Annotated in this window: 17 protein-coding genes; 8 read left to right on the top strand and 9 right to left on the bottom strand. The window is 64.8% G+C overall.

The genetic code is table 11. From position 1 onward, the window contains the following. The first annotated feature begins 193 nt into the window (after positions 1–193). From ADADOO_RS08770 to ADADOO_RS08790, 5 genes are all read left to right on the top strand, one after another. The gene (locus ADADOO_RS08770; RefSeq protein WP_511276790.1) at positions 194–379 is read left to right on the top strand and encodes a hypothetical protein; all 186 of its coding nucleotides are present in this window, start codon (positions 194–196) and stop codon (positions 377–379) included. Positions 380–397: 18 nt separating this feature from the next. After that, positions 398–1,084 carry a hypothetical protein gene (locus ADADOO_RS08775; RefSeq protein WP_511276792.1) on the top strand — a complete coding sequence of 229 codons (687 nt, stop codon included), beginning with the start codon at positions 398–400 and terminating at the stop codon, positions 1,082–1,084. Positions 1,085–1,104: 20 nt separating this feature from the next. Beyond that, a complete protein-coding gene (locus ADADOO_RS08780) occupies positions 1,105–2,094 on the top strand; it encodes a DUF6976 family protein (RefSeq protein ID WP_511276794.1) in 990 nt (329 codons plus the stop codon). Between the two features lie 191 nt (positions 2,095–2,285). Then, positions 2,286–2,693 carry an FKBP-type peptidyl-prolyl cis-trans isomerase gene (locus ADADOO_RS08785; RefSeq protein ID WP_511276796.1) on the top strand — a complete coding sequence of 136 codons (408 nt, stop codon included), beginning with the start codon at positions 2,286–2,288 and terminating at the stop codon, positions 2,691–2,693. A gap of 234 nt (positions 2,694–2,927) precedes the next feature. After that, the gene (locus tag ADADOO_RS08790) at positions 2,928–3,359 is read left to right on the top strand and encodes a hypothetical protein (RefSeq protein ID WP_511276797.1); all 432 of its coding nucleotides are present in this window, start codon (positions 2,928–2,930) and stop codon (positions 3,357–3,359) included. Between the two features lie 7 nt (positions 3,360–3,366). On the opposite strand, the gene ADADOO_RS08795 is transcribed toward ADADOO_RS08790, so the two are convergent. Genes ADADOO_RS08795 through ADADOO_RS08830 form a run of 8 tightly spaced genes read right to left on the bottom strand, consistent with a single transcriptional unit; the run spans position 3,367 to position 11,899 of the window. Continuing rightward, the gene (locus tag ADADOO_RS08795; RefSeq protein WP_511276799.1) at positions 3,367–4,005 is read right to left on the bottom strand and encodes a DsbA family oxidoreductase; all 639 of its coding nucleotides are present in this window, start codon (positions 4,003–4,005) and stop codon (positions 3,367–3,369) included. Between the two features lie 45 nt (positions 4,006–4,050). Continuing rightward, positions 4,051–4,956 (bottom strand): alpha/beta fold hydrolase, encoded by a 906-nt coding sequence (locus ADADOO_RS08800; RefSeq protein WP_511276801.1) that lies wholly within the window; start codon positions 4,954–4,956, stop codon positions 4,051–4,053. Then, positions 4,957–5,604, bottom strand: a complete 648-nt coding sequence (locus tag ADADOO_RS08805; RefSeq protein WP_511276803.1) for a response regulator — start codon at positions 5,602–5,604, stop codon at positions 4,957–4,959. Beyond that, entirely contained in the window at positions 5,601–7,157 is a 1,557-nt protein-coding gene (locus ADADOO_RS08810; protein ID WP_511276805.1) for a HAMP domain-containing protein, read from the bottom strand. Before ADADOO_RS08810 ends, ADADOO_RS08805 begins: the two co-directional genes overlap by 4 nt. Continuing rightward, positions 7,154–9,460, bottom strand: coding sequence for a TonB-dependent receptor (locus ADADOO_RS08815; RefSeq protein WP_511276807.1), 2,307 nt, complete (start codon positions 9,458–9,460; stop codon positions 7,154–7,156). The genes ADADOO_RS08810 and ADADOO_RS08815 overlap by 4 nt, the downstream gene beginning before the upstream one ends. Continuing rightward, complete coding sequence (locus tag ADADOO_RS08820; protein ID WP_511276809.1) at positions 9,457–10,197, bottom strand: energy transducer TonB; 741 nt, start codon at positions 10,195–10,197, stop codon at positions 9,457–9,459. Before ADADOO_RS08820 ends, ADADOO_RS08815 begins: the two co-directional genes overlap by 4 nt. Further along, positions 10,194–11,132, bottom strand: coding sequence for a quinoprotein relay system zinc metallohydrolase 1 (locus ADADOO_RS08825; RefSeq protein ID WP_511276810.1), 939 nt, complete (start codon positions 11,130–11,132; stop codon positions 10,194–10,196). The genes ADADOO_RS08820 and ADADOO_RS08825 overlap by 4 nt, the downstream gene beginning before the upstream one ends. Further along, positions 11,129–11,899 (bottom strand): quinoprotein dehydrogenase-associated SoxYZ-like carrier, encoded by a 771-nt coding sequence (locus ADADOO_RS08830; protein WP_511276811.1) that lies wholly within the window; start codon positions 11,897–11,899, stop codon positions 11,129–11,131. The genes ADADOO_RS08825 and ADADOO_RS08830 overlap by 4 nt, the downstream gene beginning before the upstream one ends. A gap of 421 nt (positions 11,900–12,320) precedes the next feature. On the opposite strand from ADADOO_RS08830, the gene ADADOO_RS08835 reads away from it, so the two are divergent. The 3 genes from ADADOO_RS08835 (at position 12,321) to ADADOO_RS08845 (ending at position 15,255) form a co-directional block, all read left to right on the top strand. Next, complete coding sequence (locus tag ADADOO_RS08835; RefSeq protein WP_511276813.1) at positions 12,321–14,105, top strand: PQQ-dependent methanol/ethanol family dehydrogenase; 1,785 nt, start codon at positions 12,321–12,323, stop codon at positions 14,103–14,105. A gap of 211 nt (positions 14,106–14,316) precedes the next feature. Beyond that, positions 14,317–14,628 carry a helix-turn-helix domain-containing protein gene (locus ADADOO_RS08840; RefSeq protein ID WP_511276815.1) on the top strand — a complete coding sequence of 104 codons (312 nt, stop codon included), beginning with the start codon at positions 14,317–14,319 and terminating at the stop codon, positions 14,626–14,628. Between the two features lie 138 nt (positions 14,629–14,766). Beyond that, positions 14,767–15,255: a HipA domain-containing protein gene (locus ADADOO_RS08845; protein ID WP_511276816.1), complete on the top strand. Its 489-nt coding sequence runs from the start codon at positions 14,767–14,769 to the stop codon at positions 15,253–15,255. Here the strand turns inward: ADADOO_RS08845 and ADADOO_RS08850 are convergent. After that, positions 15,249–15,701: a c-type cytochrome gene (locus ADADOO_RS08850; RefSeq protein ID WP_511276818.1), complete on the bottom strand. Its 453-nt coding sequence runs from the start codon at positions 15,699–15,701 to the stop codon at positions 15,249–15,251. The two genes, ADADOO_RS08845 and ADADOO_RS08850, sit on opposite strands and share 7 nt — an antisense overlap. Positions 15,702–15,772: the final 71 nt, after the last annotated feature.

Consider the following 15,772-nt stretch of genomic DNA (forward strand, 5'->3'; position numbering starts at 1 on the left):
GTGGCGGCGAGGATGACAGCGAGGCGCTTCGGATTTTGTCTCATGATTTTTGTCTTGTTCAGGTTGCTGCGTGATTTCGTTTTTGGCCCAATTTCCCGGTCGACCGTGGCAGCCGACCTCGATCCGATTATCGGCGCCACGCGAAAATCGGGCGACGCGGCAATCGCCATCCGGGCCTCATGAAAATCATGAGATGACTGAATTCCATTTTTCGCTCTTTTCCCGGTTGACCGTCGGAACAGCTGTTTTGATTTGCAGCAAGCGTTCGTTTTTTCCACAGTTGCCGGAGCAGAAAACCCTGCCCAGCCGGCGATTTGCCGCTAGCACGCTCCTTGCTGAAGGCATAAATCAAAAAAACCCGACCCACTGCAAGCAGTGAGCGACCTGGAGACAACCGATGAAGCTTGAAGAATTACTGCATCACACCCTGGCCATTCATGCCCCGTGGCGGATTGTCCGCGTCCGCAACGACCTCGGCAAAAACCAGATCGACATCTGGGTCTCCCGCGAGGCGCAGCGCAGCGGCTGGTTTTTCGCCGCTCGAAGCGCGGTCGACCAAGGCCGCGAAAGCGTCTGGCGCCACATCAACATTGGCAATGCGCGCTGCCTCGTCCATGCCGTCATCCCCAGCGCAGCCGAAAGCGCCGATCTGCAATGGCTGGGCGAAGACGATCAGCCCTTCACCCGCGCCTTTGCCCGGCAGATTGCCAGCATGTTCATGCAAGGCGTCAGCTTCGCCTCGGTCTGTGCCCTGCTCGACCTGCCTGTCGCCGACCTGTGGAAATTCAAGCATCGTCTGGACAGCGGCAAATCCGGGCTATCCGGCTCGGGCAGCACGCCCGATGCGAACTCGGCCCAGGTTCCGGCAGCCGGCGACCCGATCTGGGAAGATCTGCTCAGCGGCAGCCTGCAGCTTGACATCCGCATTCTCAGCCTCAAGCTGCTGCTGACCAAGCTGCGCGAGCAATTCGCCATGATCAGCGATGGCGAAGTACGCGCCCTGAAGGCCCATGAATTGCAGCGCTACTTCACCCGCCACGAAAAAATGCTCGGCCACGAACTGGCCCAGCTTGTCCGCAACTGACCTGCACCACCGGTAAATCCATGAAAACCCAACAAGAACTGATGTCAGTCAGCCGCGCCGCCGAACTCATCAAGGCCGGAAAATACCTCAGCATCGCCGGCGATGAAGCCGCGCTCAGACAACTCCCGCCAGGCCACTGGATCGGCGGCACCATCCCCTACTTTATGGCGGCAGGCGGCGGCGTCGTCAGCCGCGAACAGGTTTTCGTCAGCGTGGTCAGCGGCTTCGCCGCGCCGCCGCAACTGCGCTTCTACGATGCCGGCAGCCTGCCGCAAATCTGCCGCAACGCGCCGGACAATGGCTACAGCATCCTGATCATTCCCGCCTTCAGCGCCACCCACGCCGGCTTCGCGCAAAACGCCCCGAATTTCGAAGAGATGTACATGAAGCCGCTGATCGGCTGGGTCGCCGGGGTGCACCTCGACGATCTAGGCAAAGTCACCCCCAAGGTCGTGCTCGGCAGCACCGGCGAATTTTCCGAAAGCGACGCCGTGGTCATGGACGTGCCGCTGCCACCCGAAAAGTTCGCCCAGATCGACATCGTCAACCTCTTCCGCCCCGGCAGCGGCGCCGCGATCCGCTTCGAGAACAACGGTTTCAGCGCCGGCGACTGCCGCATCGACGGCCAGGCCGGCAACCTCGCCGACTACCTGGTGGACAAACAGATCGACACGCGCCTGCCGCTGGTCGCCGACTACAGCGGCGCACTGATCAACGTCAGCATCCGCAACATCGACCGCACGGCGCGCTGCGTCGAGTTCTACGCCCCGGTCTTCGCGGGCATCGAATACCGCGTCGCCGCGCCGGTCGCCGACTATGTCGCTGCCTTCCACAACGCCTTGCCCGACGGTGGAACAGACATCACCTTTTCCTGCAACTGCATCCTCAACTTCCTGCATTCGCAGCTCGAAGGCAAGCGAACGGGCGAAGTCACCGGGCCGATGACCTTCGGCGAAATCGGCTACCAGCTACTCAACCAGACCCTGGTTTACCTCAACGTCACTGAGTAAACGGCGGCGGCAAGGCGCGTTGCCGCCTTTTATCTTCGGTTTATCCGTTTCCCGGCCGATCGATTTTCGAGGGTTTTTCCGGTTGACCGTAGCAAGCCGCTCGCATCCCGCATGCGCCGATTGCCAGCGTCACCACTTCCCGCTAACGTGCGCGCTGAACATTTTTCCAACCCGCAACCAAGGTTCCCGACATGCAAAAACGCCTCATCGCCAGCACCGCCCTCCTCCTCGCGCTATCCGTCCCGGCCACGGCCGCCGAGCCGAAGGCCGAAATGACCGCCTCCGGCATCGCCATCACCATGCTCAAGGAAGGCAGCGGCGCCAGCCCGCAGGCCAGCGACACGGTCAAGGTGCACTATCGCGGCACGCTGACCAACGGCCAGGAATTCGACAGTTCGTACAAGCGCAACGAACCGGCCGCCTTCCCGCTCAACCGCGTCATTCCGTGCTGGACCGAAGGCGTGCAGAAAATCAAGGTCGGCGGCAAGGCCAAGCTCGTCTGCCCGCCCCACCTGGCTTACGGCAGCCGCGGCGTGCCCGGCATTCCGCCCAATTCAACCCTGATTTTTGAAGTCGAATTGCTCGACATCGCCAAGTAAGGAAGCCGCCGGCACCCGCCGGCCAAAACAGGCGGCGCCGAGTCCGGCTCATGCGCCGCCTGTTATTCGCGCGTCATACCGACAGCTCAGACTTCAGGGATTGCCATTCTGCCGGAGGCGACCATGCACCACCTTTCCCTGCTCCTGTCCGCCCTGCTTATTTCCGCTTTTGCTCAAGCCGCATCGAACGCCAACATCACGACCGCCAGCTGCTCCGGTAGCCAGTCATTCGACATGAGCAACGGCGCCCTGCTGTTCTGCGACGGCGATTTTTCGTTGATCGGCGGCAGCATCGACTCGGACATCGGCATCACGATCAGCGCAGTCGGTTCATTGTTCCTCGACAACCTCAGTCTGGTCGCCCCCTTTGTCCAACTGAATTCACTCGCCGACCCCCTCACCCTCGCTGAAGGCGTATCGATCAACGGAGTCAGTTGGAACAACGCCGATATCGGCAACAGCACTCCGCCCAGAATTACGCTGCACCAGAGTGGAAATATTGGCCTGCCGCCGCGCGGCGACATCAACCTGAGCGCCGGCGGTGAAATTGTGGTGAACGGTGGCGGCGACCTGACGCTGGTCTCATCCGTACCCGAACCCGGCATGGTTTGGTCGCTACTCTGCGGCGGGCTGCTTCTCGCTATCCGCGGGAAAAGCAGGGCCTGAGGAACGCTCAGGCCATCGACTTGCGGATCGCGGCCACAAGAACGGCCGGATCTTCGGCCCCGACGACGACCTGCCGGCCATCGACGATGAAGGTCGGGACCATTGAAATGCCCATCGCCCGGAAGCGGCGCTCGCTGGCGCGCACCTCCTCGGTGTCGGCGCCGGAAGCCAGGTAGCGTTCGACTTCCGCGCCGGGATAGCCGCATTCCACGGCCACCTTGACCAGCAGGGCCAGTTCGCCGATCCGCTCGCCGCGCTGGAACTGGGCGACGAACAGGCGCTCGACGAGGCGGGCCGCATCGCCGCGTTGCTGCGCCCAGTGGATCAGGCGGTGGGCCTGCAGGGTGTTGGCGCGGACCGCGATTTTCTCGAAGGCGTAATCGACGCCCCACGGCCGGCCGGCGGCACGCACGCGCTCGAAGAGCGCGGCGACCGGTGCCGGCCCGCCGAACTTCTTTTCGAGAAACGGCAGGTAGGGCTCGCCTGCCGGCGGCGTATCGGGGTTCAGGAAAAACGGCCGCCAGCGTTTCTCGCAGACAAAATCGGGCCGCTCGCGGCGTACCTCGGCAATCGCCGCATCGAGCCGGCGCAGGCCGATGAAGCACCACGGGCAGACGAGGTCGGAAACGATGTCGATGGTGGTCATGGGCCGATCATACCGGCGAACGCCGTGCGGCGTTGGCCGGCAAACTCAGTCGAAATTTTCGGTGCACGCCGCCATCCAGCCGAGCGCCTTGATGCAGGCGCGGGCCATGGCCGGCGACAGGGCGTCGTGGCCGGCGCTCGCCACCGGCACCCAGGTTGCCTCGGGCCAGGCTCGATGCAGGGTTTCGGCGGCAATCGGCGGACAAACCGGATCAGCCATGCCCTGAACGATGACCGCCGGCAGATGACGGATGTGGGCGATACCGGCCAGCAGCTGGCCGGGTACAAGAAAGCAGTCGCGCGTCAGGTAATGCATCTGGATGCGGGCGCGGGCCAGCTGCATCACGTCGAGCGGCCCGTCGAGCGGCGCCTTGCCGACCAACTGGCGCTGGTAGTTCAGCCACAGCCGCGCCGCCACTTCCGGCTGATCGCCGAAGATGCGCCGGGCAAATGCCGTCAGTGAATCACCCGGCTCGGCGGGCTGTAGCAACCCGCCGAGGCCGCGCGCGTAGGCGGCGATTTCATCGTGCGAACCGAGAAAGATGCCGTGCATGACCAGGCCATGCACGTTTTCCGGGTAAATCTGGGCATAGGCCAGCGCCAGCAGGCTGCCCCACGAACCGCCGAAGACGATCCAGCCGGAAATGCCGAGCGCCTCGCGCACGTAGTCGAGATCGGCGACCAGATCGAGGGTCGTATTCGCCCCCAATTCGCCACTCGGCAGGCTACGCCCGGCGCCGCGCTGATCGATCAGGACGACGCGAAAAATAGCCGGGTCGAACAGCCGCCGATGCTCGGTCAGGCAACCGCCGCCCGGTCCGCCATGCAGAAAAAGGACGGGAATCCCGTCGACCGGGCCGCATTCCTCGACGTGCAGGATATGCCCGTCGCCGACCGCCATCTGCCGGACACAGCGCGGCCGGCACTCGGGAAACAGATGATCGACTGGCATTCAGGCTTCGATCAGGCCGTTGCGCACGGCGACGAGCGTGAGTTCGGCGGCGTTCTGCACGTTGAGCTTTTGCTTGATGTGATAAAGATGGGTGCCGATCGTGCTCGGGCTCAGGCAAAAATCCTCGGCCACGTCGTTGACCGAACGGCCCTCGGCGAGCTTCATGAAGACGGCCAGCTCCTTCTCGGTCAGCGTATCGACCGGGTTGGCCGAACCGGAAAGCTGGGCCAACGCAACAGCCTGCGCCAGTTCCGGGTCGAGGTAGCGGCGCTCGCTGGCGACCTGGCCGACGGCGCGCAGGAATTCCTCCGGCGCCGCCCGCTTGCACAGGTAACCGCGGGCGCCGAGACGCAGGGCGCGCACCGGCACGATGTCGTCGTTGTGGGCCGAGAGCATCAGGACTTTGGCCTTGGCGTCCCAGGCCAGCAGCCGTTCGAGCGCCGCCAGGCCGCCGATGCCGGGCATCGAAACATCCATCACGACGACGTCCGGATTGGTTTCGGCGTAGAGGCGGACGGCGCTTTCGCCGTTTTCCGCCTCGCCGACCACCGTCGCGCCGGCCCCTTCGAGCAGGCACCGAAAGCCGAGGCGAACCATCGCGTGGTCGTCGGCGAGCAGGACACGTTTGCCGTGCAGTGCCTTGTTCATGCGAATTCCTCCGGGGAGTGTTGGGCTACGGCGTCGGGCAGGCGGGCGAAAATGCGGAAGCCGCCGCCGGCCGGTTGTTCGAATTGAAGATGGCCGCCCAAAGCGGCGATGCGTTCGCCCATGCCGGCCAGGCCGAGGCCGCAACCGGGCTGCGCCGAGGGCTGGCCATGGCGACCGCGACCGTTGTCGGCCAGGGTCAGCTGCAGCCAGCCGGCGACCCGGCTGATGGCCAGCTCGACCTGCGAAGCTTCGGCGTGGCGGACGACATTGGTCAGGCCTTCCTGCACGATGCGGACGACGGCCATGGCGAGATCGTCGGCGACGGGCTGTTCGCCGATGGCCAGACTGCTGTTCACGATGATTTCCGGGTGCTGCACCTGCCAGCCGGCCAGCTGGCGTTCGAGCCTCGCGGCCAGACTGTGGCCGGCCGCCGGACGCAGGCGATGCAGGATATGGCGCACGCCGTCCTGCATTTCGCCGGTAACGGCGACGATGCCCTGGGCCGGAATGTGCAGCGCCGGCGCGTCGGCGGTGCGCTGGACGATGGCGCCGGCCAGGGCGCGGACGGCGGTGATGCCCTGGGCCAGTTCGTCGTGCAGTTCGCGGGCGATGACCCGGCGCTCTTCTTCGAGGCGGTCATGCATCTGGCGGTCGACTTCACGGGCACTTTCAAGGCGGACATTGTCGTCAACCGCTTCGCCCAGCCGGTCGGCCATGCCGTTGAAGGCGCGCGAAATGCGGCCAAGTTCCGGCGTCGCGAAAACCGGCAGGCGGGTGTCGAAGCGGCCGCGGCCGGTGCGGTCGAGGGCGCGCATGATCTGGTCCAGCGGGCGCAGGGCGCGGCCGAGCGCCGTGCGCGTCGCGACGAAGAGCACGGCGAGCAGGCCGAGCGCCCAGCCGGCCATGACCGCCAGATCGTCCCAGGCGTCGAGGATGGCACGCGAATCATCGGGGTGCAGGGTCAAGGTGTAGCCGTCAATGGCCAGGGTTTGGGCCGGATATGGGCTGGCCAGCAAAGCGGCAAACCAGCCCGGCACAGTGCGCCCGGCCTTGTAGCTCGGGGCCGGCGAGCGGTAGATCGTTTCGCCGACCGCGGTGCGGATTTCCAGCTCATTGGCCCGCACCCGGCCGATGGCGCGGGCGACGGCAAGCAGTCGCTCACCGCGCGTTGCCGCCGGCCCGTCGTCCATTTCGCCGAGCACGACCTTGAGCCATTGCCCGGAAACGCGCGATGCCGCCTCGACTTCTTCGTGAATGGCGTTGCGCGTGCTGTGCAGCCAGAGAACGGCGAGAACGATGAGCAGACTGGCCGCCAGCGCGGTCAGGACGAGGCCGACGCGGGTGTGCAGGGAGAGCTTTTTAACCCCTCCCCCTTTATGTCCCGCAGGGGCGGTATCCCCTTGGACAAGGGGGAGGTTGGGTGGGGGATGGGTGTGGCTAATGGCAGCAGCAAAGCCCCGAGACCCATCCCCACCCCAACCCTCCCCTTGAAGGGGAGGGAGTGGAGCTATTCCACGGTCAACCGGAAATTTTGGCCAAAAATGAAAGGTCATTTGCCACCAAACACGTAACGTACGCCGAGCCAGCCGGCACGCGGGGCGCCTGGGGCGACGAAGGTTTCCCGGCGCCAGGTGTCGGGATCGGCCTGGAAGCTGCCGCCAACGAAGGGGTTTTCGGCCAGGGCGCCGACCGTCGCGTAATGTTTGTCGAAGACGTTATTGAGCTTGGCGAAGAGCTGCCAACCGCCGCCCAGCCAGGCCTCGGCGTTGAGGTTGAGGATGGCGTAGCCGGGAATGCGGCCCGGGCCGTCGAAGGTGCGCGTGCTGCCCAGGGCGTCGGTATAGGTGCCGCTCTGGTGCTGGTTGTTTTCGTTGCCGCGCACGGTTTGGCCGGAGAAGGCCTGGACGTCGCCGCCCAGACGCAGCCAGTCGGTGGCGCGCCAGGCCAGGCCGAGCTTGAGGCTGTGCGTCGGCAGGCCGGGGATGTGGTTGCCCTTTTTGACGAGGATTTCGTCGTCCTGACCGGCGGCCGTGCATTCCGCCGTGGTGCCGCGCGAGCTGTTGTTGGCGGCCAGGATGCAGGCGTCGGAACGGAAAGTGGCGTGCAGCCAGCTGTAGTTGGCGTACCAGTCGAGGCGGCGATGGCTGCCGTTGAGGCCGAGTTCGAGGCCCTGGCGCAGGGTCTTGCCGTAGTTGGTGAAATAGCCGGCGCTGGTCGAGGTGCCGACGAACAGGATGTCGTCGCTGCTCATCGTGCGGAACAGGCCGGCATTCCATTGGGTTTCACCAGCCAGCTTGCCACGCAGCCCGGCTTCGAGGGTGCGGGCGACGACCTGCTTCAGATACGGGTCGGCGGCCATCGAATTGGGCAGCGTGCACGGATTGGCCGGGTCGGCGCAACCGAGTTCAATCGGCGTCGGCACCCGGTTGCCCTGGCTGACACCGGCGTAGGCGTTGAGCGCCGGGACGATCTGCCAGGAGAGGCCGAGAGCCGGGTTGAGCTTGTGATAGTTGTGGTCGCCATCGAGATTCGGCGCCGTCCGATTGAGCTCGTCGAAGGTCGTGACGTGGCTCATGTTGTAGCGCGCCGAGGCGGTCAGGTGGAGGTTGGGCCGCAGCGAGTAGGTGTCGGTCAGGAACAGGCTGGCCGTGCTGGTCTTGCCGTTGAGCTGGTTTTCAATGACGGCCGGCAACAGATTGGTCACGCCGCGGCTGGCGTCGAGATCGCCCTGTTCCTGCGTCTGTTGAAAATTGATGCGGGCCTGGTCGTAGGAGGCGCCGACGGCGAGCTGGTGCTGCTCGCCGCTGAAATTCCATTGGCCGGCGAGGCCCGTGCCGCGCTGGGTCGTCCGCGTCCGGTTGTTGGCCCCGGTCGGCGTCGTCGGGTCGCTTGCCCAGTCATTCTCGTAATCGTCGTTCATGTCGCCGTTGAGCGTGCGCGTCTTGGTCCGCCGGTGATAGACGCTGCCGGAGAGGCTTTGCGTGTCGCTGAGCCAGAGCTTGCCGTTGAGGGCGAGCTGGGTCATGTCGTTGCGCGTCTCGTCGGGGTGCGTGAAGATCGACTCGCGGCGCTCGGCGAGCATCGATTGCGGCAACAGGCCGTTACCGATCAGCCGGCTACGCGCCTTGGTCAGCGTCAAATCGGCTTCGCCGGCGGCGTTGCGGAAGGACAGCTTGCCGAAGAACTGCTTGACGTCGGACGGCGAGTGATCGCGCCAGCCGTCTTCGCGGAACCAGTCGCCAGCGCCGTACCAGCCGAAGGTACCGTTGTTGCCGCCGTATTCCAGCTCGGTGTTGGTGCGGTTGAAACTACCGCCGGAGAGTTCGAACTTGCCGCCGGGGTGCGAGAAGCCGCTCTTGGTGCGCATGGACAGCGCGCCGCCCAGGGTGTTGAGGCCGAAAGCCGGGTTGGAGCCGGGAATCAGGTCGATGCCGGCAATCGCCGAATTGGGGATCAAATCCCAGTTGACCGTGTCGCCGAAAGGCTCATTGACGCGCACGCCATCGACGTAGACCGACAGCCCCTGCGCCGTTCCAAGCAGCGGCGAGGCGGTGAAGCCGCGGTAGTTGAGGTCGGCCTGGTAGGGGTTGCCCTGAACTTCATTGACGGTGACGGCCGGCACCTGGCGAACGAGTTGTTCGGCGATGTTCTGGCTTTCGATTTCGTCGAGCCGACGGTCGTCGAGCGACTGGACGTTGGCCGGCAGATGCAGGCGTGGCACGCCGATGCCCGATAGCGGCGTCGTGCCGACGACTTCGACGGTGGCCGTGGTGACGACAGCCTCGGCGGCGAAGGCCGGGGCGAAGGCAGCGGAGATGGCGATGGCGAGCAGCGAACGTTGCGGGATTTGTCTCATGATGTTGTTTTCTTGAGTTTGTAGTTGATGGGTACGACGACTTGAATTTCGTTGGCTTCCAGCGCCTCGGGCAGCGGCGGCAGGCTGGCCAGGTGTTCGAGCATGGCCAGCGCGTGCTGGTCGAGGACGTCGAAACCGCTTGAACGGTCGACCACGACACCGAGCAGGTTGCCTTTGCGCGCCACCTTCAGGCGCAGGCGCACTTCGCCCTCCCAACCACGCATGGCGGCGACGCGCGGGTATTCCTGATGGCGGGCGAACAACTCGCCGAGGCGCTGGCGATAGCCCTCAAGCACTTCGCTTTGCGGGCGCTGCGGGGCGATGGCCGGGGCCGGGGCCGGGCGGGCCGCTTCGGCAACCGGCGCAGCAGCGGCTGGAGCGATGTTTTCGGGCGCCGTCGTCGATGTGGACGACGGCGCAGTTGCCGGCACATTGGCCGGCCCGGCAGTCTGCGTCGCACGCGGAGCCGGCCGCTCCGTGCGACGTACTTCCTGCCGGGCCTTCTGGGGGACGGCTGCCGGCGGCGGGGCGACTTCGGCAACAGGTCCGGATTCGGTAACGGCGATCAGGCGGATCGACGCCAAAATGGGCGGCAGGCTGATCGGGCCGTTCTGGCGCTGCCACGAGGTCAGGGCGAACAGCGAGGCGTGGAGCAGGAGGGACAACCCCAAAATTGCCCAGAATTTCCGGTTGACCGTAGGAATGACCGGCAGCTCGATATTGGCGGCGGTGATCACGGTCTCGCCCCCAGCGCTTCCTGTTCGGCGGCCGGGAAGAGATGGCCGACCGAGCGGCGATATTCGCTGGCGGCCACCGGCAGGCTGGCAAATTCCGGCGGCAACGGGCGGGCCAGCACGTCGTTCATGTCGAGCCCGGCTCTCGCCGCGTCGCGCAGGGCAGCGGTCAGCCAGGTCAGCCAGGCACGGGTCTGGCGAATCGGCGCGACATCGGCGGTCGGGGCGCCATGACCAGGCAGCAAGGCCTTGAAGCCAGGCTCACCGGTCAGCCCTTCGAGCTGGTCGAGCGCCTTGAGCCAGTGCGCGACGTCGGCATGCGGCGTGGTCGGCGCCCGGCCGTTGAAGGCGAGATCGCCGGCGAAGATCACACCGCTGGTTGCATCGACGATGACCAGATCGGCGCCGGTATGGCCATCGAGAGCGACGAGGCGCAGGCGGCGGCCGGCAACTTCAATAACTCCGGCGCCCAGCGTCTGGCCGGGCAGTTGGACTTCGGTGCCCCTCATCCAGTCACCACTCATGCGGAAGAGGTTCTCGGCGAAGGCGTTGCCGTCGGCGGCGATGCCGTTGCGCGTTTCGGCCAGCGCGGCAATCGGCACATCGGCGAAAGCCTGGTTGCCAAGGAAGTGGTCGGGGTGATGGTGGGTGTTGATGACCAGCGCGATGGGCTTGGCCGTCACCGCGGCAATCGCCCGGCGCATTTGTTGGCCGTAGCGCAGCGACGGGCCGCTGTCGATGACGATGACGCCCTGCGCGGCGACGATGAAGGCGGTGTTGACGATGTTGCCGCCGTTGACGGTGTCGAAATCCTCAGTCTTGCCAATGAAGGCGTAGACGTCCTGGGCGACCGGCACGGGGACCAGCCGGTAGTCGAAATCAACCGCCCCGAGCTGGCCGGCAACCAGCATGAGCAGTGTACAGAGCCGCCGTTTCACGGCGCGATCCTCGCCGTGAAGGCGTTGCCGTTGTTATCGCGGCCCGTCGCCTCGACCGGGCCATCGGCACGGGTTCGCTGCAACGTAAACACCGGGTTTTCGCTGACCGGCTCGTAGGTCTGGACGCGCATCAGGCGCTGGCCGGCGGCATCGGCGAACTTGATTTCTTCAAGAAAGAAGGCGGGCGTACCAGCAACCAGGCCGGTGTCCATCGGATGCACGATACGCAGGCGCAGGCGGCCGGCGTTCGGGCCTTCGCTCCACTGGCGGCCACTCACTTCGTTGAGGCGCTGCTGCCATTCCTTCGAGCCGCCAGCCGCCGACGGGGCCGTGCAACCGCCGCCGACCGTATTTACCCAGGTGCCGCCGACATGCCAGACGCCATCGGCCGTGCGCGCCGCAGCCCGGACCGGCGTCGATTGCTGCAACTTGACGCGAAAGCCGAGGAAGGCCGGCGCATCTTCGGGGAAGAAGCGCAGCACCTGAACGATCGGATTGAAATCGGCGAAAACGACGACTTCGACCACCCCGGGCAGCCCCATGGCGTCGACGGTAACCGGCACCTGCATCGGGTTTTCCGCCGTCGACGGCGCAATGACCTTGACGCGCGGATCGAAGAGCACCGGCGCCCCGGCCAGGAAAGCTTTCTGCATTTCCGACCAGCGCGCCGAGGCGAGCGGATCGCCGCTCTCGCGCAAAGCGGCCGCTTCGGCCGGGGGCATCAGCGCCGCCAGGGCAATTGCCGCTATGGTCAGAGGGTATTTCATCGTGTCTCGCTCCTTTTGCCTTTTAGGCTCTTTGCTCAGAACCGTTCGCAAAGCGCGTGCCAAGACCGGGGCATTTCGGGCAATCGCTGATCTGGTGGGCAATGGCGCCGTAGCGCAAGACACTGTCACGGCGCCTGAACACCCCAGGTGTGCAACTTTGGAGCAGGTGGTGACTATTGGAACAGCCGCCCAACCCACCGCCCGGCCCGCCAAAAACTCAGCGAAATGGCGGCGTCACCCCCGCCAACAGGAGCGCCGGGCATTTCGGCCCGGCTTGGCACAGCCCTTGCAGATCGTCTCCCCTGCCAGCGAGCCGGTTCAGGGAATGGAGGTGGCTCGCCAGCATGTCATTCCACGCAGTCTGGCCGTGTCCTGCACGGTTGTCAGCGTTGGAACCATCGCAAAATCAAGGAGACAATCCATGCATAGTCACACCCCTTTCAAGCGGAGAGTCGTTACCCTCGCGCTTCTGACGGCCGCCGCCTTTGCCGGCAGCCCGGCCAGCGCCGGCGTCACTGACGCCGACATCCTCAACGATGCCAAGACCCCCGGCGACGTCGTCAGCTTCGGCCTCGGCACCCAGGGCCAGCGCTTCAGCCCATCCAGCCAGATCAACGCCAAGACGGTAAAAGATCTGGTCCCGGCCTGGTCGATGTCCTTCGGCGGCGAGAAGCAGCGCGGCCAGGAATCGCAACCGGTCATCGCCAACGGCAAGATGTTCGTCACCGCCTCCTACAGCCGCCTGTTCGCCATCGACGTCAAGACCGGCAAGAAGCTGTGGAAGTACGAGCACCGCCTGCCGGACGGCATCATGCCGTGCTGCGACGTGATCAACCGCGGCGCCGCCCTGTATGACAACCTGGTCATCTTCGCGACGCTGGATGCCCAACTGGTCGCCATGAACCAGGATACCGGCAAGGTCGTCTGGAAGGAAAAGCTCGGTGACTACGCTGCCGGCTACTCCGCCTCGGCCGCCCCGATCATCGCCAAAGGCAAGCTGATCACCGGCATTTCCGGCGGCGAATTCGGCGCTGTCGGCCGCATCGACGCCCGCGATCCGAAGACCGGCAAGCTGATCTGGTCCCGTCCGACCGTCGAAGGCCACATGGGCTATCGCTACGGCGCCGACGGCAAGGCCATCGAAAACGGCATTTCCGGCACCCTCAACGCCACCTGGTCTGGCGACCTCTGGCAAACCGGCGGCGCTGCCACCTGGAACGGCGCTACCTACGATCCGGAAACCAACCTGATCTTCGCCGGCACCGGCAACCCGGCCCCGTGGAACAGCCACCTGCGCCCGGGCGACAACCTGTTCTCGTCGTCCACCGTCGCCATCGACGCCGACACCGGCAAGATCGCCTGGCACTTCCAGGGCACCCCGCACGACGGCTGGGACTTTGACGGCGTGAACGAATTCGTTTCCTTCGACTACAAGGACCCGAAGACGGGCAAGATCATCAAGGCTGGCGCCAAGGCTGACCGCAACGGCTTCTTCTTCGTGAACAACCGCACCAACGGCAAGCTGCTTGGCGCCTACCCGTTCGTCAAGAAGATTACCTGGGCCACCGGCTTCAACCTCGAAACGGGCCGTCCGAACTACATCGAAGAAGGCCGTCCGGGCGACCCGACCGCCAGCGCCGATGGCAAGAAGGGCAAGGTCGTCTTCTCGGCTCCGTCCTTCCTGGGCGGCAAGAACCAGCAACAAATGGCCTACAGCCCGCAAACCGGCTTGTTCTACGTGCCGGCCAACGAGTGGTCGATGGACATCTGGAACGAACCTGTTTCCTACAAGAAGGGGGCGGCTTACCTCGGCGCCGGCTTCACCATCAAGGCGCTGAACGACGACTACATCGGCGCCCTGCGCGCCATTGATCCGCAGACCGGCAAGATCGTCTGGGAAAACAAGAACTACGCTCCGCTCTGGGGCGGCGTCCTGACCACCGCTGGCGGTCTGGTTTTCCATGGCACGCCGGAAGGTTTCCTGAAGGCGCTTGATGCCAAGACTGGCAAGGAACTGTGGTCGTTCAACGTCGGTACCGGCATCGTTGCACCGCCGGTCAGCTGGGAACAGGATGGCGAGCAGATGATCGCCGTGACGACCGGCTGGGGCGGCGCCGTTCCGCTCTGGGGCGGCGACGTGGCCAAGCGCGTGAACTTCCTCGAACAGGGCGGTTCGGTGTGGGTCTTCAAGCTGCATAAGAACTGATTCATTTTTTCCCATGGGCGCCACCCCCGGCGCCTGCTTGCTACGGCGCGACGGCTTCGGCCCTCGCGCCGTTTTTCATTTTTGGGCATTTTTCGGGTTGACCGTGGGAATGCATCGCACCGGGTATACAAATCAAAAAAAACAATAAACTATCTTTTATAGTATTTAACCGACAGTTTATTAACCATGCCACGCTCAACGAACAGCATCATTGCCCTCCCCCGAATCGCTGGCGATGTTGAAAGACCTCGGCCTGCGCCTGCGCGCCCGGCGTCTGGCCCAGAACATGACGCTGGAACAGGCGGCCGAGCGCCTGCTCTGTTCGCCGACCACCTATCGCGCCCTGGAAAACGGCAAGCCGACGGTCAGCCTGGGCTTGCTGGCCCACGCCCTGTGGCTGTTCGGGCGGCTGGCAGACATGGAACAACTCAGTCCGCTGGACATCGGCATGCTCGGCAACAAACGTAGCCAACGGGCACGCCCGGCGGTGAAAGGAATCGGCGATGACGAACGGGATTTCTGAAAGCGCGCTCTACGTCAGTCTTTACCTGCCGGGGGACGAGGCGCCGACGACGGCTGCCCTGCTCAAGCTCGAACGCAACAATCTTCAGGAAAGCGGCCATCTGGCCTACGGCCTGGGCTACCTCGAACGGCCAGCGCCTTGCTCGATATTCCCTACGCGTCGAGCGCCGGCAGCTATGTCGAATTTGCCCGCGTCATCCGCCTTCTCAGCATGCGGCTGGGCGCCGACCTCCGAGAGCTCTTCCAGCGCCTGATCTTCAACCGGCTCATCGACAATACCGACGACCACCTGAAAAACCACGGCATGTTATGGGCCGGCAGGGATCGTTACGTCTTGTCGCCGGCCTTCGACGTCGTCCCGCAACTGACCAATCGCGGCTACCAGATGCTATCGATCGACGGTTCCACGCAGGAATCCAGCCTCGAACTGGCGGTTCAATCGGCGGCGCATGTCGATCTTTCAGCCGACCAGGCCAGCGCCATCATCAAGGACATGGCCGGCATTGTTTACGGCCAGTGGTGGCTGCACGCCACGCTGCAAGACGTGCCGGATGCGCTGCGCAAACGCCTGGAAAGCTGCTTTGGCCGGCAGAAGGAGATTATCGGCGCCAGGAAGTTTGCTTACTGAGCGGATCGGGATTCGATGAAGGTCTGGATCGCCCAGGCCAGTTCCTGCTTGAGCACGCCCTGCCACGGCGGCATGTGGATGACGCCGACGATGACCTTGCCGTGGCGCACGCTCTTGGCGAAATAGGCGTCGTTGTCGCGCATGCAGGCGGCGTTCAGCTCGGCATCGGCAATCCGCCGGCAATAGCGGTTGAGATTACGCAGGTCGGGGGCCGGGGCGGCGTTGGTGCTGGCGTCGGCCCCGTGGCAGCGGGCGCAGGCCTGGTTGTAGGCCTGCTGGCCGATAGCCGGGGCGTCCGGATTGCCGCGGTAAGGGTTTTCGGACAGCCAGGTGGCGCCGAGCGGCGGCAAACCGTCGGCTGACACGGTGGGCGCGATGGCGACTTCGTTGGCCGCAGCCAAGGTCGACAGAAACGCGGTGAATAACACGACGAACAGTCGCTGCATGGCTATTCCCAGTCGGTCGGGCAGCCGGTGCAGCCCGCGAAATCGGCATCGTGAAAGACCGCGAAACGGCG

This window comes from Azonexus sp. (genome assembly GCF_036170495.1).
In the GTDB taxonomy this organism is placed as follows: Bacteria; Pseudomonadota; Gammaproteobacteria; order Burkholderiales; family Rhodocyclaceae; genus Azonexus.